We start from the raw sequence: 20,024 nt of genomic DNA, 5'->3' as shown, positions 1-20,024 counted from the left end.
ACCAGGGGAGGCACTATGAAACTTGGACTGCTCACCGCACCATTCGCGGAGACGCCGCTTGCCGATGTCGCCGGCTGGGCCAGCGCGGCCGGTTTCGAGGCGCTGGAAATCGCCTGCTGGCCGAAAACCTCTGGTGCGACCCGCCGCTATGCCGGCACAAGCCATATTGACGCTGCTTCCACCTCGCCCACGCAGGCGAAAGAAATCGTCGCCTCGCTGGCGGAAAAGAACCTCACGGTCTCCGGCCTCGGCTACTACCCCAACCCGCTGCATCCCGATGCCGCGCACCGCGAGGCGGTCATCGGCCATCTGAAGAAGGTGATCGTGCTGGCCGCCAATATGGGCGTACCCGTCGTCAACACCTTCTGCGGCGGCGATGCCTCCAAGACCGTCGACGTCAACTGGCAGGATGCGCTGAAAGTCTGGCCCGAAATCGTCGTTTTTGCACGCGACCACGGCATCAAGCTTGCCTTCGAGAACTGCCCGATGATCTTCAGCTATGACGAATGGCCAGGCGGGCACAACATTGCCTACTCGCCCCTGGTCTGGCGCCGCATCCTGGAGACCTGGGGCGGCGAGGTCGGCATGAATTTCGACCCCTCGCACCTGGTCTGGCAGATGATCGACCAGGCGCGCTTCATCAAGGAATTCGGCCCCTATATGCTGCATGTCCACGCCAAGGACCTGATGATTGATCATGATGGTTTGTACGAGCGCGGAATCCTCTCGGCCGGCATAGGCTGGCAGGTGCCGCGCATGCCGGGGCTGGGCGATGTCGACTGGAGCGCCTTTTTCTCCGGCCTCTACCGCGCCGGCTATGACGGATCCATCATCATCGAACACGAGGACAGGCGATTTGAGGGCAGCGACGATCAGGTGAAGCGCGGTTTCCTGCTCGCCCGCGACGTGCTGCGTCCCTTCGTCAAGTGAGGAGAAGCATGTCGGCAACGACATGCGGAGAGAACAACGAGTTGAGTCGCCTGAATCTCTTTCTGAACTGCATGCCTCAACGACTTGGAACTGAAACTGAAAAACAATGTGGAGGAGTACTGAAATGAAGAAAATACTGACCATGGTCCCGCTGCTGGCGGGCGCTGCCTTGCTGGCTTCGGTGGGCGTCTCGTCCGCTGCCGGCAAATACACGATCGGCATCTCTAACACCGTCCAGGGCAATGGCTGGCGCGAGGAGATGGTGTGCGCCATGAAGGCGCAGGCGTTGGCCTCCGGCGAGGTCGCAAAACTCAACATCGCCCACCGCAACACCGATGCCGCTGGCCAGCTCGAAGACATCCGCAACCTGATCAGCGCCAAGGTCGACGCCATCGTCGTCAACCCCGCCGATCCGGCCGGCATCAAGGCGGGCCTGGAAGAGGCCACCAAGGCCGGCATCGTGGTCGTCGCCGTCGACCAGGCGGTCACCGAACCGTCGGCCTACATCATCTCCAACAACCAGGAGCAATATGCCTATCTCGGCGCCAAATGGCTGTTCGGCCAGATGGGCGGCAAGGGCGAGGTGTTCTACATGCGTGGTGCGGCCGGCGCTTCGGCCGACTCCGATCGCGACAAAGGCTTCAAGAAGGCGCTGGCCGAATTCCCCAATGTGAAGGTGGCGCAGGAAGTCTTCACCGGCTGGCAGCAGGACCAGGCCAAGCAGCAGATCCTCTCCTTCCTGTCGACGGGAACGCCGTTCAACGGCATCTGGACCTCAGGCATCGACAACGTCATCGTCGACGCGCTGGTGGAATCGCAGGCGCCGCTGGTGCCGGTGGTCGGCGCCGACAATGCCGGCTTCGTCGGCCAGCTGAGCTCGGTCAAGGGCCTCGTCGGTGCGGCCGTCACCAACCCCGGCTCGATCGGCGGTGCGGGCGTCACGCTGGCGCTGCAGATCCTCGACGGCAAGAAGCCGGCACAGCAGACCGTGCTGGTCAACCCGCAGCTGTGGGACAACGCCACCGACGAAGGCAAGGCCAAGCTGAAAGCCGCCGCCGACCCGTCGCTCAGCCCCGAATGGCCGGTCTCGATCTCGATCCCGGATTGGACGACGTATACGAAGGAGCAGATCGTGGCCTGCAAGGGGCCGGGCGAGTAAGGCTCCGATATCCCTGCCTCACAAGGGCAGGGAAGTCACATATGGGCAAAGGCCCCCTCACCCGGATTGCCAACCGAATTGCGAAGGGCAATTCGGGGCAATCCGACCTCTCCCCGAGGGGAGAGGAGCCGGCACGAGCGCCAGCCTCTTCTCCCCCACGGGGAGAAGGTGGACGCGAAGCGGCCGGATGAGGGGGCCTCTCCACACGCGATAGCCTGCCATCTGAATCGAGACCCAAACCATTTGACCACCAGCCCCCTCCTCGACGCATCAGGCGTTGCCAAGAACTACGGCGCGGTCGCAGCGCTCCGCAACGCGTCGCTGTCCGTCCTGCCGGGCGAGGTGCATGCGCTGATGGGCGCCAATGGTGCCGGCAAGTCGACGCTGGTGAAGATCCTGACCGGGGCGATCTCGGCCAATGCCGGGCACATCCTGATCCGGGGCGAGGCGCGCGACATACGCTCGCCCGCCGCCGCGCGCCGCGCAGGCCTGCTACCCGTTTACCAGGAACCGTCGCTGATCCCCGATCTCGACGTGCTGTCCAATCTCAGGCTCACCGGCACGCCGGTCGAGCCGTTCCGCGCCTGGGTGCGCGAACTCGGCATTGCCGATCTCGACATCCGCGACACCGCGCGCGACATCCCGCTGGCCGTGCTGCGCGTGCTGGACCTGGCGCGCGCGCTCGCCGTCGAGCCCGACGTGCTGCTGCTCGACGAGATGACGGCGGCGCTGCCCGCCAATCTCGCCGAAAAGGTGCTGGAAGTGGTGCGCCGCCAGGGCGACGCCGGCCGCGCGGTGATCTTCATCTCGCACCGCTTCGTCGAAATCTCGGCGCTCTGCGACCGCGCCACCGTGCTGCGCGATGGCGAGACCGTCGGCGTCGTCGACATCGTGCCGGGCGTGGAAGAAAAGATCGTCGAGCTGATGCTCGGCACCCGCATCGTCAAGACCCATGTCGCCGCCCGCAGCGCCGCCGAGAAGGCGGCGCCCGCCCCTGCCCGGCCGCGTCTGGCCGTGCGCAACCTGCGCGTCGGCAGCAAGCTCAGCGACGTCTCCTTCGATCTCAGGGATGGCGAGGTCGCCGGCGTCGTCGCGCTCGAAGGCCAGGGCCAGGACGAGCTGTTCGCGGCGCTGGCCGGTTCGATCCGGCCCTCGGGCGGTACCATTGAGGTCGATGGCTCTCAGGTGAAATTCTCGCACCCGATCGACGCCATCCGCGCCGGCATCGCCTATGTGCCGGGCGACCGTTCCGAGGCGCTCGCCATGCAGCGCTCGGTGCGCGAGAACATCGCCTTGCCCTTCAGTGCCGCGCTGCGCAACTGGGGCCCGATCAACATGCGCAAGGAGCGCGACACGGTGCTCAGCGCCATTCAGCGCTTGCAGATCGACACCCGCGCGCAAGGCGAGGTTCAGCGCCTGTCCGGCGGCAACCAGCAGAAGGTGACCATCGCCCGCTGGATCGCGGCGGACGCGCGCACCATCCTGTGCTTCGACCCGACGCGCGGCATCGATGTCGGCACCAAGCAGGAGATCTATCGTCTGCTGCGCGAGCTCGCCGGCCACGGCAAGTCGGTGCTGTTCTACACCTCGGAACTCGAAGAGGTGCAGCGCGTCTGCGACCGCGTCATCGTCATCTTCGGCGGCCGCCTCGTCGACATCTTCCCGGTCGAGGAAGCCGACGAGCCGGCGCTGATGCGCGCCGCCTACGGCCTGCCGCGCGGCGCCAAGGCCGATATCGGCATATTGGCCGGCCCCACGGCCAATGCTTCCGATGCACCGGAGCCGACGCCATGAGCCATTTCCTGCGCCGCCAGGGCTGGGTCATCGGCCTGCTCGCGCTTCTTGTCGTGCTCTTCATCGCCACCAAGATCATCCAGCCGGCCTATGGCAGCGGCGATTTCGGCTCGCTCGCACGCGCCGTGCTGCCCTATGCCTTCGCCGTCGCCGCACAGACGGTCGTGGTCATCGCCGGCGGCATCGACCTGTCGGTTGCCGCCATGATGGCGCTGACCAGCGTCACCGCCGCCTCGATGATGGCGGGTGCTTCCGAGGAATACGCCCTGTTCGTCGTGCCCTTCGTGCTCGCCATGGGCTTTGTCCTTGGCGCGCTCAACGGCTTGCTCATCGTCGTCACCCGCGTGCCCGACATCGTCGTCACGCTGGCCATGCTGTTCGTGCTGCAGGGTGCCGCCCTTCTGGTGCTCGACGCGCCGGGCGGCGCTGCCGCCGAATGGCTGAAGGCGTTGATCTCCGGCACCGTGCCGATCCCTGGCCTGCCCGACGCCATCGACGCCTGGCTGCCCAAGGCCCTGCTGGTGCTGATCGTCTGTCTCTGCGTGATCTGGATACCGCTCAGGCGCTCGCGCCTTGGCCTTTCCACCTACGCCATCGGCTCGAGCGAACTGGCGGCGTTCCGCTCAGGCGTGCCGGTCAAGCGCACCCGCATCATCGCCTATGCGCTGTCGGGCCTGTTCGCCGCCTTTGGCGGCTTGGCGCTGACCATGAGCACCGGCATCGGCGCCCCCATCCCCGGCCCCTATCTGCTCGCCAGCGTCGCCGCCGTGGTGCTGGGCGGCGTCGCGCTCGGCGGCGGCAAGGGCGGCCTGCTCGGCCCCATCGTCGCCGTCTTCGTGCTGCGCCTGGTGCGCACCGACCTGACGCTGCTCGCCATCGACCCCAACGTCACCGCCATCATCGAAGGCGCCATTATGGTCGCCGTGGTGATGTTCGGCGCGTTCATTACGATGCGGGGGCGGCAATGATGAGGGCGGTGATGGTGCCCTTTGCGGCAAAGCAATCGCGTGTGAGAGGCTCCCTCATCCGGCCGCTTCGCGTCCACCTTCTCCCCGTGGGGGAGAAGAGGCTGGCATCGACGCCGGCGTCCTCCTCTCCCCTCGGGGAGAGGTCGGATTGCCCCGAATTGCCCTTCGCAATTCGGTTGGCAATCCGGGTGAGGGGGACTTTGCGCCGATGCGATCTCTCTGCCCCCGCCCCATCGCGAACCGGACCCACGCCATGAGCACCACCGCGATCACCCCCGTCCCCTTCGGCCGCCGCCTAAAACGCTTCATGGCCGACCGGCCGCTTGTCCCGCTCGTCATCCTGCTCATCATCCTGGTGGTGATCCTGCAGATCCTGCGCCCCGGCATCGTCAACGAGCGCTGGATCGCCAACACCATCAAATTCGCCATTCCGCTGGCGATCCTTGCCGGCTGCCAGACCATGACCATGCTGACCGGCGGCATCGACCTCTCGGTCGGCACAGTGGCGACGATGAGCGCCTTCATCATGGCGACGCAGATCGTCAGCCAGGACCCGGCGGTGGCCTTCCTCCTGGCGATGATGCCGGCGGTGCTGATCGGCCTCGTCAACGGCATCGGCGTCGGCGTCTTCCGCGTCCACCCGCTGATCATGACGCTGGGCACCAGCCTGATCGGCACCGGCTGCCTGCAGGTCTACCAGCGCACGGTGATCGCATCCGGCGCGAAAATCCCCGACTTCCTCGCCTGGCTCGGCACCGGAGTGACCTATGGCTTTCCCAACGCCCTGCTGCTGTTCGTGCCGCTGGCCACCCTCATCGTCTTCACGCTGGCCCGCACCGGCTTCGGCCGCCTGCTCTACGCCGTCGGCGACAATGAACACGCAACGCGCCTGTCGGGCGTGCAATACTGGCAGGTCATATCAGCGCTCTACGTCACATCGAGCCTGCTCGCCGGCATCACCGGCCTGCTCTATATCGGCCTGATCAAGGCCCCTTCGCTCTCGCTAGCCGAACCCCTTGTCCTGCCCTCGGTCGCCGCCGCCGTCATCGGCGGCACCTCCATCTTCGGCGGACGCGGCGGCTACACCGGCACCATCATCGGCGCCCTGATCCTGACCGTGCTGACGACGCTGCTGACGATTTTGCAGATGCCGGAGGGGGCACGGCGGATTTTGTTTGGGCTGATCGTGCTGTTCGTGACGGCGGCGTATTTGCGGATTGTGGAGGAAAGGTAGATCCGAAGAGCCAACGATGGCGGCGGATCGAGATCACAAACAAGGCGCTCAAGACAGCCTGAAGCGCGGCCAAATTCATGACACCAATTTCAAATAACAAATAAATCCATTGCGAGACATACCGCCAATATGCAGAAATCCCGGCCTGAAGGCGGGGACTGATCAGGAATGTCGAGAAATCCAAAGAAAAAATCTGGCGCTCTTTTTCCACGGCTCAGACAATTCCGCAGTCCCGCGGCATTGGTCATATGCTATCGTTTTGTTTAGACTGGCAATTTCAAAAAGCTGCTGATTCCGCCCAAGACCGAAACGATTGGCCTTGGCCATATACAGGCTGCTCGTCTCCAGAAAACGTAGTTGCCCCTGCCAATCCGATGCTTCATTCAAAATCTCATCTGGCAAGAAAGCACGATTCCATGATCTCCACCAGACTTTCAGCCCTTGCTCTCGCCAGCCTTCTCGGCATGGGCCTTGCAACATCGGCGCATGCGGACGACTGTCCGTGGCAATTGCGTTTTTGGCTTGGCGTAGACACCACTGGCAGCGCCATGGTCCATAGCGGCCAAAAATGTGTATTTCCCATGCACGCCAGTGGTACCCTCAGTCTTAAAATCATTTCCCGCCCCCGGCATGGTGTTGTCACCGTCCCCAGCCGCTCGGTCGTCACCTATCAGGCGCAAAGTGGCTACAAGGGCACTGACACCTTTGTTTTCGCCGCCACCGGAAAAAGCCAAGTCAACCACGGCCAGTCGACAATCACCATGACTATGAAGGTTGACTGAACCATAGGCTTCGCGAGCCGGGCTTCCCCAAGTGCTGCATGATGCTCATCGCCCTCATGCCGAACAGGATAGCTGGGTGATGGTCTCGACATTGGCTGGTCGTGCAGCGCGCCCGACCAGCGTACGCTGATAGCAAGCGATAGCAGCCCTCGATACACCTTGGGCATGCTGGCCGGCAGCCTGCCGTTATCGGCCTGATCAAGGCCCCTTCCCTGTCCGCCGAACCCCTGGTACTGCCCTCGGTGGCCGCCGCCGTGGTCGGCGGCACCTCCATCTTCGGCGGTCGCGGCGGCTACACCGGCACCATCATCGGCGCGCTGATCCTGACCGTGCTGACGACGTTGCTGACCATTTTGCAGATGCCGGAAGGCGCAAGACGCATCCTGGTCGGCCTGATCGTGCTGTTCGTGACGGCGGCTTATTTGCGGATTGTGGAAAAGCGGTGACAAGGGCGTCGAGCGGCGGGCCCATGACATTCTTGCCTGCACGTCCAGCCTTCGACCCTGCCTCCGGATCGTATCGCAATACAAGCAGCCTCTAAATTTAGAAATACACTATATCTCCCGGAAAAACGTCGTCTCCGTCGTAAAATCCGGGCTTGGCTACTGGCGGTCAAATAAAACCCTGCTAGACTTCTCCTATTTTCGGCAGCGGCGGGGCTAAAAATGCCTCGAAACACGCACGTCATGGCAAATTCGTCGAATAGTGGAGGAGAATAGGCATGGTAATCAATGGCACGACAGCTGGTGAAACGCTGAACGGCACGTCGGTAGCCGACGTCATTTCGGGCAAGGGCGGAAACGACATCATCTACGGCAATGGCGGCAATGACGTCATCTACGCCTACAGCGTCGGCTACACATCGTTTTATCTCGGCAACGCCCGCATCTGGGGCGGCGATGGCGACGACAAGATTTATCTGCAGAATTCGAACATCACCAACTATGCTTATGGCGAGCAAGGCAACGATCAAATCACGGGGCTCGGCGCCAACGACGTCATCGACGGTGGAAGCGGGAACGACATTATCGACGGCGGTGGTGGCGCTGACAGCCTCTATGGCGGCACGGGAAACGACGTCATCAGGATGGGAATTGGAAGTTCGATCGCCGCATCGGTCATCGATGGCGGCTACGATGACGACGATATGTACTTGAGCTACAGCGGCAATCTGACCGCCAATGGCGGACAGGGCTATGACGACTTCTTCGTCGGGCAGCCCTGCTTTGGCGGCACGAAATATGACGGCGGAACCGAAACCGACAGGATCGTCGCGGTCCAGAGCAATATCCTGATCGGTATCAAATCCATTACCGGCATTGAGCAGATCACCAACACCAGCCTGGAGTTCGGCACCTTCACCGGCGTGAAGATTTCAGCCTATGCGGGATCGGCGCCTCTCGATTTCACACAGACCGCCCTGGACGGCATCGACGAAATCCGGGGCTACGGCAGTGACAACAACATCATCTACCTCGCCGGCAAGAACACGGGCGACGCGCCCGGCCTTGGCCGGGCCGATCTCGTCAATGCCGGAGACGGCGACGACATTGTCTATGGCGGTTTTCTCAACGACACGCTCAACGGTGAAAACGGCAACGATACGCTTGCCGGCGGCGTGGGAAATGGCGATCAGCTCACCGGCGGCGCCGGCGCCGATACGTTTATCTTCCAGTTTGGCGATGGCTCCGACACGATCACCGATCTGTCGCTGGCCACGGCGGGCGAGCATGTCAGCATCGGCGCTTTCGCGGGCGTCGACGATTTCTCCGATCTCGCCGGCCTGCTGTCGCAAGTCGGTGCCGATACGGTCATCGATTTCGGGGGCGGCGACACACTTACGCTGACCGGAATCACCGCGACCGACCTGACTGCCGCGCAGTTCGACTTCTTCTAATTAGGGAATGCGCTCAACAGCGACTGGCGAAGCGCCGTCGCGGGCCTGAGGCTTCGCTCTGTGTTCAGATCACTTGGACTATCGACAGTCCAATGACTGAACATGGAGTGGCCAAGGAATCGGATTTTAAAGGTTCGTCGCCTTCGCGACCTTACCAACTATATTAGTTATTGTTGAATTATATTGGACAAACGCTATTGGTGCCAGGATAAATATTTTTTCCCGGCACTCACCTTCAACCATTGCTTAACTGCCGTACTTCATTCTGTGAATCGCATGCAAGGCATGTGAAATTCAAGGACCGCCCGATGCAGATCACCTCGGACCTCACCGTTACGATACAGAAGCTGATATCGGCCAGGAGCGGTTTTGCCAGCGCCAGCCAGCCGACCTTCGTCAAAGCGGGCACAGCGCTGCGGACCGAGGCTCCGGTCATTCGTCCGGGCGCGACCGGCAACGAAGACGGTACCGAATACGACCTGTTCGGCGGCTTCGCCCAGACCTCCAAGACCGATGTGCCGGCGACTTCGTCCGCCGATGCACCCTCCACCACGACGGCGGACGACCCCTATATGCATGCCGGCAAGGCCAATTATGGCGAACTCTATGCTGAGTATACGCGCTTCATCAGCTCGATGGTCGAGGCGGATCGCCAGCATAAGGACCCCACTGTTGCGCGCTACTTCATCCCTGCCGGCGAGACGCAGGAGACTGTGAAGGCCATGGACGAACATGACTATATGTGGGCCATTCAGGACGAGATGGAGGCCGCCGCCGACCACAGCCCGCAGGCGCAGGCGAACAAGGCGATTGGCAACCAGGGCCTAAGCTACGGCGACGCCACCAGGATGGCATCCGATGCCTTGTTCAGCCTACAGAAGGCATTGCCAGCTCTCAATGACACGCTCGCGCGCATGACCCCCACGGCAGTTGAAGAGCGCTTGCAAAGTGTCGGCGGCGACCCGAAGCTACAACGTCTCGCGCAACAGGTGGCCAAGAACGATATGCTTTTCGCCAAGAGCAGCCTTCGCTACGTCGACAGGATCGTCAGAAGCATCGAGAGCGGCCCAAACAAGGTCGATGGTGCCATTCTGGTCAAGAACGGCCAGGGCCAGTACCAGCTCGGTGATTTCTCGATCTCATTCAACGGCCAGGTGATGTTGACGTCCAGGGATACATTCAAGGCATTCACGGCCTGAACGCCGCAAGCGCGTCAGCCTGGCTGGCGAACTGGCAGCGCCATGACGCGACGTGTGCCCACATCGGCTTCGCGTTGCCGTGCAGTGTTTGACATGCTCGACCTTTCCCGTCAGCTCTGGAAGTCAGGTTCAGGCGCGCTGCATATGGATCAATCGAGGGGAGCAGCCAGTACTTTGGCTGCCAAGTTGGATTCGAATTGTTGAACTACGTCGGGAATCAGGACCTGGAAACCACCCATAGCCAAGGTTCGTCTCTGCAAGCTCAGCTCACGCCCTCACCCACCCCTCACCATCCCCCCAATCCCCTCCAGCAACGCCCGCTGCTCCCCCACCCAAAACCAGTGATCCTCCCCCTCCACCTCGACAAACCTCGCCCCCGGTATCCTCGCCGCCAGATAGCGCCCGGCCTCGACCCGCACGGCGCGGTCGCCGGTGCGGTGCAGGACCAGCGTCTTGGCCGAGACTTTTGACAGCAGGGGGCGGACGTCTGCATCGCGCAGCGCCTGCAGCAGGCCGGCGACCGCGCCGGGGCTGGAGGCGGCCCTGAGCAGGCCGGCCCACCAGGCGCGCGCCTGGCGGTCGGCGGCGACGCTGGGCGCAAAAGTTTCGATTTCCGCCGGGCCGCCCCAGCCGGCGAGCAGGCGCTGCTGCCAGAGGTCGTATTGCGCCGATGTGAGCGCGAAGGGATAGTCGGGCGCGTGGCTGCCCTTGGCCAGCGAGCCCCAGAGAACGAGGCCAGTCAGGCGGTCGGGATGGTCGACGGCAAAGCGGATGCAGCCCGGCCCGCCCTCCGAGGCGCCGACCAGCACGGCGCGGCGGCTGCCGGCCGCATCCATGACAGCCAGAATGTCGCGCGCGGTGGCTTCGACTGTCGGGCGGGCGCCAACGCGGTCGGACAGGCCCATGCCGCGCCGGTCGAACAGGATCAGCCGGCCGAGCCGCGACACAGCATTGAGCCAGGCGCGGCAGCTCCGGTCTTCCCAGATGCGCTCGACATGCGAGATGAAGCCGGGAACAAGCACGATATCGGCCGGGCCGCTGCCGACGGTCTGGTAGGCGATATGGATGCCGTCCACCGCGACATAGCGGGTTCTCGGCACCTCGGCATCCGGCGCGCGCAGCAGAGCGAGCGTGGCGGGGTCCGGCGCCACGCCGAGTTCGTCGCGCAGCAGCCGCACGCAGGCCTCGCCCTGGCGCTCGGCCGCCGCCCGGTCGCCGGCCGCCAGATGGGCGCGGATCAAATGGCGGTGCGCGCTTTCGCTCAACGGGTCGAGGGAGGCAAGCCGGGTGGCGTGCATTACAGCGTCGCGCGGTTCGCCCCCGGCGATCTTGGCTTCCACCAGCCGCTCCAGCGCCTGCATCAGCCGGCTGCGCAAGGCCTCGCGGCGGAAGAACACCCATTCCTCGAATTCGGGACAATCCGGTAGCGAGAAGCCGGCGAGATAGTCGCCGGTGTAGAGGCCGGCGGCGGCGTCGAGAAGACCGGCATCGCAGGCGTGCTCGAAGGCGCTTGCGTCGGCCTCGACCAAGAGCGCCGGGCGCAGGCTGAGCGATGCCGCGCTGGCTGATATGACCTCCTCGCCGAAGGCGATGTGGATCTTGTAGAGCGTGCGCCGCAGGCGGGCGCGGGCGGCTTCCGCGTCGGCCTCGGGCCAGAGCAGCGTGGCGGCAACGTCGCGCGCCACCGGCCCGCCGGCCTCGGCCAGGTAAATGACGAGCGCCGCCGCCTTGCGCAAGGCAAGCTCCACTGGCCGCCCGTTCAGCCGGAACTCCGGAAAACCCAGAAGTCTGAGTTGTATCGGCTCCATCGATCCGCACGCGGCCGCCCGGGGATGGTCAGAGGACGTTGAGGGGACGCCGGCCATCTATCCCCGGTTTCGAGCCGATCCGGCCCGATCAACTCCCTTGGAGCGAGAAATGTCACCGGTCAATACATCAAGCCACCGCACATCAGAACTGCTTGCCGGCGTCCCTGCCGCCGGGCATGGAGGCTGAGCCATGTGCCAGACCTGCCTCTCCTGGTACGCGCGCTGCGTCGCCCCCTATTTCGTCCACGCCGGCTGCTCGGCCGGCGCCTTTTCGCGGATGCGCGGGCGCATCATCCCGCGGGCGGAAGGTGTCGTCGTCGAAATCGGCTTCGGCTCGGGCCTCAACCTGCCCTATTACGACGCCGCCAGGGTGGAGCGGCTGATCGGCGTCGATCCCGACGGCACCATGCTCGGCCTCGCCGCACCGAAGAGCCGCGCCTCGCCCTTCGCGGTCGAATGCATCCGGGCCAGCGGCGAAAGCCTGCCCTTGGCCGATGGCATCGCCGACACGGTCGTCGTCACCTATGCCTTCTGCACCATTCCCGACCCTCAAGCCGCGCTCAGCGAAATCCGGCGCATCCTGAAGCAGACGGGCCGGCTGATCTTCATCGAGCACGGCCAGGCCGAGGGGCCGCGCTGCCGCCGGTGGCAGGAGCGCCTGAACCGGCTGTGGGGATCGATCGCCGGCGGCTGCCACCTCAACCGCGATCCGCTGCGCCTGATCGGCGGGGCGGGTTTTCGCCTGCTCGAAGTGCAGCACGGGCGGTTTCCCCTGCCCCTCTGGCAGTTGGGCAGCCATCACGCCGGCATCGCGGTGACAGGCTGACCGGTCTTCGCCGGCCACCCTCACCAGAAGCCGACGAGCGACCTCAGCATGGCGGCCGGGCCAACCGCCTCGCGGCAGGTCTGGCGAAACCCGGCCCGGCCCGTGGCATCGAGCACGTCGTCGTCGATGGCGCGCAGGATGGTGCGGGCATTGCGCCATCCCATCCTGACAAGCGCCGATGTAAGCTCGGCGCGCGCCGGATCGAAGGCCCTTTCATCCGCCGGGCTTTCCGCGGCATCAAAGTCATTGCTGGCACCAAGTGTGTGCCTGGGGAGAGCCACCACGCGGCGGGCATCGAAGAACGAGGCAAGATCGAGAAAACGCGAGATCGAACCCAGACAGTCGGCCGGGTCTGAAACCAGCTGCTCATAGCGCACGAAATGCACCGGCGCGCCGGAGCGGCGAAGCGCATCCATGGCGAAATAGAACTGGTTCCAGTAATCGGCCGGCGAGTGGAACCTGTATTCCATGCGCTTCGGCTCGGTGAAATCCTGCCTGACTTCGAAGGGCTGCGTGAGAAACGAACCGAGATTCCCGTTCGGCTTGAAAATCGTGTCGTTCCTGGCAAGACGGAACCACGACAGGATCTGGCTGACGGGATCCTTGCTCAGGACGACAATGGGCAGGTCGCCATACTGTATGTCGCGCCCGTTCATGAGCGCCGGAAAGACCCCGTGTTTCCAGAAGCCATTATCGAAGACGATTTGTACCCCGAGATAGCGTTCGAGCAGATATTTCGCCAGATTGGTGCCGGATCGCGGCGTCCCCATCACCCGGACGGCAATATTGCCGGAGCGCTCCCGCGCCCCGCCGAGCGTCGACATATCGACAATGGTTCCCATCACGCCCCGCGAAAAACCGGTTGATCGGCTGCCAATGCGCTGGGCTGCCTGGCCGGCCCGGCCAGCACCGGATTCGGCCCGTAAATCCTCGGCGCGAGATCGTCTGAGCTGATCCCTGCGACAGGGTCGGCTTCTGCGATAGGGTCGGCTTCCACGACACGGTCGATTGCCGCGACGTGGTCGACAATGGTCGCGAAGAATTCTCGCTCGCGGATCGGGCGGTAGCGCGACGCAATCATGTGGCGCAATTCCGCCAGCCAGACCGGATCGGTGCAGGCCTTGGCGACCGCGGCGCACCAGGCTTCGACGTCGCGCGCGGGAATGGTCGGCATCAGCCCTTGCGTCGCCTCCGTCAGCGACGGCGCGTCCGAAATCAGCACCGGCAGCCCGAAATCGAGGCACTCGGCGGCACCCAGGCCCCAGCCTTCGACCGCGGAAGGATAGACGCTGAATTCGGCGTCCCGGTAGAGTTCCGCCAGTTCCCGGTCGCTGAGGTTGGAGCGGAACTGGACATGCTCGGCAAGTTCCGGATGCTGCGCCATGAAGGCGGTGAGCTCCTCATACATCCAGCCCCAGCGGCCGCACAGCACGAGCGTCGGCAGCCGCTCACCCAGCAGCGGCAAAAGCCGGTGCCAGACCTTGAGCAGAAGGATGTGGTTTTTCCGGATCTCGATCGTCGAGCAGTAGAGGACGAACTTGCGGTCCCGGTTTTGCCTTTCGACGGACATCTCCCGGTCGGTGACGCCTTCCCTGAGAAAAGCGCCGGGCGATGCCACCGCGACCTGCGGAACCCGGCCAACGCCGGAGGTCTTGGCATGGCATTTCACCCTGTCGGCGGTGTATTTCGACACGCAGACGAGCAGCTGCGCATTGTCCAGCTGCCATGCCGTGTTGCGCACGAATCCGCGCGCGTGATGCGGACCGACGAATTGCGGGAAGTCGATCGGAATGAGGTCGTGCATCAGGGTGAAGATGCCACTTTTGGCTTTTCCCGTGAGCTTCTTCGCGGCCAGTTCATGCACGCTTGCGCTGGACAGAAAGCATATGGCGTTTTCGTCTTTCAGCGGATCCCCGGTGTCGAGCCTGCTTGGGCGCAGCGCCGACTTCACGATCTTGAACAGCCGGATGGCCGTCTTGGACAGCTGAAACTTGATGCCGCGCCTCCTCTCGGATCCCGAGAGGAAGATCGCCGCCACGCGATCGAACTCGCGCCCACAGGTAAAGGGCGCCTCCCGCATGATCGACAGCACTTTCCACAGCCGCGCCAGATACGAGCTTCCCTCACCGCCAATCGGTTGCGGCAGATCGCCATCGACCAGCCGACGCAGATAGCGAAGTTCCGTTTCATCGAGCCTTTGACCGTGCCCCCAGGCATCGACGATGAAGAAGCCGACCGGCGAGCCCTTCCATCGCAGCGCCTGACGAATGAGCGCCGTTTCGACGCGCGGGATGCCCACTGGCGGATGCGGCCCCCAGCGAAACGGCAGGGAGGCATCAATATACAGGGTCTTCAATGGTTTACCTTCGACGTTGCTGCACCGAAATCAAATCAGTCCGGAGGCAACAGAATCCGTGGCGGTCAAAGCCGCATTATTTCGGATTGATTTGCCTTGTTCCGAGGCCCGAGGGTTTGGAAATGATCGTCCTCAGGTGTCGATCTCATCTACGTGGGAAATTTACCCACGTCAAGAGTGCGCGATTGAGTTGTGGGTAATTTTCCCACATGTTGAGCCCGTCAGCGACTGTGAGAGGAAAGGAAGCCAGGACATTCCATAGGATTCAGCGGACCGTCCGCCCCCCGTATGGTCCGCGGAAAGCAGCCGTACCAAAAAAGCTCACGCCCCTACCCCAACGAGCCCCGTACGGCTGTGCCGGCCGGTTCCGTCTATCGCAAAGGACGGGCCGGCCGGATCGTCGCGCCCGCCAGAACGCTGGTACATCCATCGCTTCGTCATCCTGGGGCGGAGCAAGGAGCGAAGCGACGCGGCGCAGACCCCAGGATCCATGCCGGGACTCGGAAGCGCTGCTACGGTGCAGAATTCTGCACCGCTGCACTCCACGGTTAAGGTCACGGAATGGATCCCAGGGTCTCCGCGACGGAGCTTCGCTCCTGCTTCGCCCAGGGATGACGACGTTATGGGCGGCTTCCGGGAAATAATGAACGGCTTTAAGGCCCACCCGGCCCACCAGGGCCACCGCCCGGCCCTCCCGGACCGCCGGGTCCGCCCGGACCACCTCCGGGCGCGCCCGGCCCTCCCGGCCCGGTCGGTCCGCCGGGAGGCGAACCCGGCGGCATACCAGGCTGGTTGGGCGACGGCCCGCCAGCACCTTGCCCGCGCGACGCCGACACGACATTGCCCTCGCGATCGAACCCGACCTCGATAAACGCCCGGACAGCAGCCGTCGATTTCACATCGCCGTTCTGATCGTCGACGGCGATGCCCAGACCCGATTCCAGCCGATGTCCGCGGCGCTGCAGAAACGTCTCGTAGAGAACATCGGCGACATGGGCCTGCGGCACCGGCGCTTCCGCCTCCAGATGCACGATCTTGTATCCGCCCACGGCCTTGGTGAGGGTCAGCTGAACGCGCCGGTTTGCAAGCGGCGACGATCCCTGTCCGATCTTGAGCCGCCCGACCAGCAACGCGCCCGACCTTGCGACCGCCAGGCCGCGCACCAGATAGTGCGTTTCATCCGGCCTGGCCTCCACCAGGCTGGCGACGATTTTCCCGTCGGGCCGGCGAATGCCGTGGACGGCCACGATGTCGCCCACCCCGACCTTCAATTCCTCCGCAAGCTGGCTGATGTCGACCTGCTGCCCCAGCACCCGCATCGAGCCGGCGGTCTTGCGCTCGACCGGCCCAACCACCTCGCTGGTGACATGGATGGCGGAGGCCATCACGCGATCGGCTTTTTGGACCACCGCGACGCGGACGACATGCCCGACCTTCAGCCTGTTCGGGGCGACCCGGACGCCGTCGATCCAGACCGGCACATCGGGCTGATACTGAACCCGCACGCCATTGACGAAAATACTGCCGAAGCGCTGGATCGTTCCGACGATGCCGGTGCCGCCGATGCCCTGGTCACCGTCGGTCCCCGCCGTCCAGCCGGTGCCGCCAATGCCCTGGTCTTTCGACGGTTCGGTCGCCCGCGCAAGCAGACTGAAAAACACCGTCGGCACGGCGGCAAGCGTCAGGAAATCCCGTCTCGTCGGCCTCCCGCTCATGCCGTCTCTCCGCCGGCATCCCCAGTTTCAGGCGATTCCTCGGCAACGAGCGACGTGCCGTCGGAGGTGAGGATATAGACGCCCCAGTTCCACCGGCTGGTCCCGCCCGGATCGCTTTGAATGGCCTGGTTTGCGTATTTGTTCAGGCGCAGCAGCGTTTCGACCGCGATCTCGCGGCTGTAGGCCTCGAGCGACCTGGCAAGCTCTTCCGACAGCCCGTCATAATGGACGGCGCGCTCGAGGAAGGGCGGCGCGTCGGCCAGAACGTTCTCGACCGAGGCGGCCGCATGATCCCCGAGATTGCGGGCAAAGTAGTAGAGCCGGACCTCGCCGTCGCCGCGCGGCACCATTGCCCCTTCCATCAGGACGATCCGGTCCTTGCCGTCGATTTCGACCAGCTTGCGGTCGAGCCAGTCGTCGAGAACGGCGCGCGGCCTGAGATCACGGGTCACCGATTCCACCAGACCGGCAAAGGACGGCTCTCCCGCCTCGCTCGTCCGCGCCAGCGGCAATGGCACGCCCTTGGCGTCGACGAACAACGGATCAGCAAGCCAGCGCGCGACGATGGCGCTCGTCCTGGAAACGGAATCGGGCACCGCCCGCACCGGAGCGCCCGCCCCTCTCAGCCGGCTGACTTCCTTCCTGTGGACGCCAGTCAGCAGGCTGACCCTGGAGTCGGTCTGCTGCTTGTCGGGCAATGCGAATTCATGCTCGGCCACATTGACGTAGAGCTGGCGCAGCAGATCGACGAAGGCCGGAAAGGTCACCCCGCACTTGATGGCCAACCGCACCAGCGGGCGAAGAACCCGGTTCAACGCGTTCTGGACCCCTGCGGCATCCAGATATTGTCCCGCCGATTTGCTCATCGTCGTCCTTCACTTGCCAATCGCGAGATCGATCATCCATCCCTCGGAAATTCCTGCCGAAAATAGCTTGTGGGAAATGCTTCCACAAGGGCGCTGGCCAAAGAAGCGACATCGGCGGTGCTTCTGTCGCGTCAGTCGAGTTCCCCGCACTCTGACGGGGAACAACGCTTCGACTTGGCCGAAATCATCGTGCGACGAGTTACACGCCAGTTGACACGTGTGAAATTTTCCCACAACTATGATCCGGCAGATGCAACCGCCAGCCCATGCTCGTCAAGGAGAAGCCTTTTGAAGAAGCCTTATGTCAGACCAACCATCGTTCGGGCCGGAGGGATTTTCGAAGAAACGCCTATTGAAGTTACGGACGGCGCCAGCACGTACGCCGGAAATGGAAAGCATATCGATCCCGTTATTTTGATAGCCGCCGACATTGTCTCATCCTATGTCTCGAACAACCCCATTCCCGCCGCCGAGCTTCCTGACTTCATCGGAAAGATATACGCCTCGATCCGAAATATTTCGGATGGCGTTGCCGATGGCGGACCCGACGAGATCAGATATGCCGTCCCCGTGAAAAAATCCGTGACGCCCGATTTCATCATCTGCCTGGAGGACGGCAAGCGTTTCAAATCGCTGAAGCGGCATATCGAGACCAACTATGGCCTGACGCCGGACCAGTATCGAAAGAAGTGGAACCTGCCTTCCAACTACCCGATGGTGGCACCAAACTATTCCGAGACGCGCTCGAAACTCGCCAAATCCATGGGGCTGGGCCGAAAACAGAAGTAGTTGTTTCGAGGACGGGATCTTCATCGGAGCAAATCCATCACAGGCAACGCCAGCCGCCGCGACGGCTGGCCTATGGCAACTGCCGCCACTTCGTCAGCGGTCGCTAAGATCGAGCGTGCCGCCTCATCACAGCGCCAAGCTGCCTTGCGCCACTTCCTCGGCGCCGGGTCGCCGGAGCCGTCACCCAGGCGAGTTGACCCGCACGAGCGGTAGGCCGAATTCCTGGCCACCTTGACAGCGCTTGCTCACGGGAGCGTGGGCCGTGCACCGGACCGTGAAAGGTCGCGCGGCCGATTGACTTCGGGAAACGGTGTTTCGAAGCGGCGAGCGTTCGCTCCGCCGTCGGTTAACGGTGCCTGCGGGGGCAGCGGCGCAAGCGCAGGGTGTCTGGCGGCGATCACTGCTCCTCCAAGAAGGAGGCCGATCGCAATAAGCCAGCTCCCAAGGATCCGCGCGGCGATCGCAAACCAGGCCCGCCAGAAGGCCTGCCCGCTAAGGCCAATGACGGCCAGGATCCACAGTGCGATAAGCATGGCGATCAGCGAGATTGCCGGATCATTCAAGGTAGGGTCGGTGAGCGTTGTAGCGACACCAAGCATGGCGCCGATCAGCACGGCGGCAAAGGGAAGAACCCACGGTCTGAGGCGGGCTGGCACGATCAACAGCAGACCGGCCGCGAGCGCCGAAAGTGGCCCGGTCAGGAAAAGATGCGTTGTTGCCCCGGGGACGCCGGCCATGAGCGCGAGATATCGATCTCGAAAGAGCATCCCAAGCGCGACGCCCAGGAAAAATGTCACCAGTGCGACAACGACATGGCGTCCGCGCGCCAGGGCGATCGCCACACCCAGTCCGGCAAGCGGAATGATGCGTTCCGGGGAAAGGCCGCTGTTGAGGATCCACCATGACGTCACCGTACGTTCGGACCGCGTCTCCAATGCGAGAGCGCAGATCGCAGCGGCGCCCACGATTGCCAACATGGGACCGGACCAGCGCAGCAAGGCGCTGGCGGCTGTTCGTTCCGTGCTTATCTCAGGCGACAAGGAAATAGACGCCTCCAACCGCGATCAGCCCGCCCAGAACTTGCGACAACCGCCCGCCAAACGGCTTGCCCAGAACGAGCCCGACCCCAATGCCGAAAAGATGGATCAGGCCGGTGGCGATGACAAAACCGATCGCGTAGTCGGCTGGGTCAGCTGCGTTCGGCAGCTCTGCACCATGCGCATGTCCATGGCAGATCGCAAAGACCGCGATCAGCAGCAACGCGATCCATTCCGCAGGGTGCCAGGCACATGCGACAGCCAGCCCCAGTGCGATCATCGAAAGCGCGATTCCGATTTCCACGCCGGGCAGCGGGATTCCGGCGATACCGGCGACGCCGCCAAGAACCATGATCAGCGGGAATGCGACTGGCAGCGTCCAGATTGATCGGCCGCCCATCTGTGCGCCCCACAAACCGACGGCGAACATCGCCAGAAAGTGATCGAGACCGGTCAACGGATGCTCGAATCCGCTGCCAAAACCCGCTGAGCCTGATTGGATGATATGGGCCTGGGCCGTTGTGGTCACAACCGCAAACGCCAGTATCGCTGTCAGGCAACGACAGAGAGATTTCCAGATTTCCGCAGAGCTGGCTTCGCGCAACATGCGTCGCATCCCCTTCACCGTTGCACTATGCATCGAACCCTGCGTTGAGGTCTTGTA

At 63.5% G+C, this 20,024-nt stretch carries 18 protein-coding genes and 1 pseudogene; 11 read left to right on the top strand and 8 right to left on the bottom strand.

The features are described from left to right. Window positions 1-15 precede the first annotated feature (15 nt). The 5 genes from DBIPINDM_RS30320 to DBIPINDM_RS30300 all read left to right on the top strand — a co-directional run bounded on the left by DBIPINDM_RS30320 (window position 16) and on the right by DBIPINDM_RS30300 (window position 6,085). Window positions 16-930 carry a sugar phosphate isomerase/epimerase family protein gene (locus DBIPINDM_RS30320; RefSeq protein WP_258582646.1) on the top strand — a complete coding sequence of 305 codons (915 nt, stop codon included), beginning with the start codon at window positions 16-18 and terminating at the stop codon, window positions 928-930. Between the two features lie 124 nt (window positions 931-1,054). Next, window positions 1,055-2,089, top strand: a complete 1,035-nt coding sequence (locus tag DBIPINDM_RS30315; RefSeq protein WP_258582645.1) for an ABC transporter substrate-binding protein — start codon at window positions 1,055-1,057, stop codon at window positions 2,087-2,089. A 243-nt stretch (window positions 2,090-2,332) separates the two neighbouring features. Then, entirely contained in the window at window positions 2,333-3,883 is a 1,551-nt protein-coding gene (locus tag DBIPINDM_RS30310) for a sugar ABC transporter ATP-binding protein (RefSeq protein WP_258582644.1), read from the top strand. After that, the gene (locus tag DBIPINDM_RS30305) at window positions 3,880-4,851 is read left to right on the top strand and encodes an ABC transporter permease (RefSeq protein WP_258582643.1); all 972 of its coding nucleotides are present in this window, start codon (window positions 3,880-3,882) and stop codon (window positions 4,849-4,851) included. The genes DBIPINDM_RS30310 and DBIPINDM_RS30305 overlap by 4 nt, the downstream gene beginning before the upstream one ends. Window positions 4,852-5,104: 253 nt before the next feature. Then, window positions 5,105-6,085: an ABC transporter permease gene (locus DBIPINDM_RS30300; RefSeq protein ID WP_258582642.1), complete on the top strand. Its 981-nt coding sequence runs from the start codon at window positions 5,105-5,107 to the stop codon at window positions 6,083-6,085. Between the two features lie 162 nt (window positions 6,086-6,247). On the opposite strand, the gene DBIPINDM_RS30295 is transcribed toward DBIPINDM_RS30300, so the two are convergent. Next, window positions 6,248-6,487, bottom strand: coding sequence for a hypothetical protein (locus DBIPINDM_RS30295; RefSeq protein WP_258582641.1), 240 nt, complete (start codon window positions 6,485-6,487; stop codon window positions 6,248-6,250). 14 nt (window positions 6,488-6,501) lie between these two features. Between DBIPINDM_RS30295 and DBIPINDM_RS30290 the strand changes: the two genes are divergently transcribed. The 4 genes and pseudogenes from DBIPINDM_RS30290 to DBIPINDM_RS30275 all read left to right on the top strand — a co-directional run bounded on the left by DBIPINDM_RS30290 (window position 6,502) and on the right by DBIPINDM_RS30275 (window position 9,963). Then, window positions 6,502-6,867 carry an Ig-like domain-containing protein gene (locus DBIPINDM_RS30290; protein ID WP_258582640.1) on the top strand — a complete coding sequence of 122 codons (366 nt, stop codon included), beginning with the start codon at window positions 6,502-6,504 and terminating at the stop codon, window positions 6,865-6,867. Between the two features lie 188 nt (window positions 6,868-7,055). Then, a pseudogene (locus DBIPINDM_RS30285) lies at window positions 7,056-7,313 on the top strand (ABC transporter permease); the annotation flags it as partial. A gap of 275 nt (window positions 7,314-7,588) precedes the next feature. Further along, on the top strand, window positions 7,589-8,764 hold the full coding sequence (locus DBIPINDM_RS30280) for a calcium-binding protein (RefSeq protein WP_258582639.1): 1,176 nt from the start codon (window positions 7,589-7,591) through the stop codon (window positions 8,762-8,764). Window positions 8,765-9,072: 308 nt separating this feature from the next. After that, window positions 9,073-9,963: a hypothetical protein gene (locus tag DBIPINDM_RS30275; protein WP_258582638.1), complete on the top strand. Its 891-nt coding sequence runs from the start codon at window positions 9,073-9,075 to the stop codon at window positions 9,961-9,963. 275 nt (window positions 9,964-10,238) lie between these two features. On the opposite strand, the gene DBIPINDM_RS30270 is transcribed toward DBIPINDM_RS30275, so the two are convergent. Next, window positions 10,239-11,771 carry an alpha/beta hydrolase gene (locus DBIPINDM_RS30270; RefSeq protein ID WP_258582637.1) on the bottom strand — a complete coding sequence of 511 codons (1,533 nt, stop codon included), beginning with the start codon at window positions 11,769-11,771 and terminating at the stop codon, window positions 10,239-10,241. Window positions 11,772-11,961: 190 nt separating this feature from the next. Here DBIPINDM_RS30270 and DBIPINDM_RS30265 point away from each other — a divergent pair, with 190 nt between their 5' ends. After that, window positions 11,962-12,597 (top strand): class I SAM-dependent methyltransferase, encoded by a 636-nt coding sequence (locus tag DBIPINDM_RS30265; RefSeq protein ID WP_258582636.1) that lies wholly within the window; start codon window positions 11,962-11,964, stop codon window positions 12,595-12,597. A 20-nt stretch (window positions 12,598-12,617) separates the two neighbouring features. Here DBIPINDM_RS30265 and DBIPINDM_RS30260 read toward each other — a convergent pair whose 3' ends face one another. The 4 genes from DBIPINDM_RS30260 to DBIPINDM_RS30245 form a co-directional block, all read right to left on the bottom strand. After that, window positions 12,618-13,439, bottom strand: a complete 822-nt coding sequence (locus DBIPINDM_RS30260; RefSeq protein WP_258582635.1) for a sulfotransferase — start codon at window positions 13,437-13,439, stop codon at window positions 12,618-12,620. After that, the gene (locus tag DBIPINDM_RS30255) at window positions 13,439-14,953 is read right to left on the bottom strand and encodes a glycosyltransferase (protein WP_258582634.1); all 1,515 of its coding nucleotides are present in this window, start codon (window positions 14,951-14,953) and stop codon (window positions 13,439-13,441) included. The genes DBIPINDM_RS30260 and DBIPINDM_RS30255 overlap by 1 nt, the downstream gene beginning before the upstream one ends. A gap of 653 nt (window positions 14,954-15,606) precedes the next feature. Beyond that, window positions 15,607-16,668 (bottom strand): DUF5666 domain-containing protein, encoded by a 1,062-nt coding sequence (locus DBIPINDM_RS30250; RefSeq protein WP_258582633.1) that lies wholly within the window; start codon window positions 16,666-16,668, stop codon window positions 15,607-15,609. After that, the gene (locus DBIPINDM_RS30245) at window positions 16,665-17,534 is read right to left on the bottom strand and encodes a DUF6502 family protein (RefSeq protein WP_258582632.1); all 870 of its coding nucleotides are present in this window, start codon (window positions 17,532-17,534) and stop codon (window positions 16,665-16,667) included. The genes DBIPINDM_RS30250 and DBIPINDM_RS30245 overlap by 4 nt, the downstream gene beginning before the upstream one ends. A 399-nt stretch (window positions 17,535-17,933) precedes the next feature. Here DBIPINDM_RS30245 and DBIPINDM_RS30240 point away from each other — a divergent pair, with 399 nt between their 5' ends. Then, the gene (locus DBIPINDM_RS30240) at window positions 17,934-18,323 is read left to right on the top strand and encodes a MucR family transcriptional regulator (protein ID WP_258589378.1); all 390 of its coding nucleotides are present in this window, start codon (window positions 17,934-17,936) and stop codon (window positions 18,321-18,323) included. A gap of 245 nt (window positions 18,324-18,568) precedes the next feature. On the opposite strand, the gene DBIPINDM_RS30235 is transcribed toward DBIPINDM_RS30240, so the two are convergent. After that, window positions 18,569-19,300 carry a hypothetical protein gene (locus DBIPINDM_RS30235; RefSeq protein WP_258582631.1) on the bottom strand — a complete coding sequence of 244 codons (732 nt, stop codon included), beginning with the start codon at window positions 19,298-19,300 and terminating at the stop codon, window positions 18,569-18,571. Window positions 19,301-19,352: 52 nt separating this feature from the next. Further along, window positions 19,353-19,967 (bottom strand): HupE/UreJ family protein, encoded by a 615-nt coding sequence (locus tag DBIPINDM_RS30230; RefSeq protein ID WP_258582630.1) that lies wholly within the window; start codon window positions 19,965-19,967, stop codon window positions 19,353-19,355. Window positions 19,968-20,024 lie beyond the last annotated feature (57 nt).

Source organism: Mesorhizobium sp. AR02 (assembly GCF_024746835.1).
Taxonomy (GTDB): Bacteria; Pseudomonadota; Alphaproteobacteria; order Rhizobiales; family Rhizobiaceae; genus Mesorhizobium.
The sequence above is the reverse complement of the archived record's forward strand: the minus strand, read 5'-3'. Positions and strand labels throughout refer to the sequence as shown.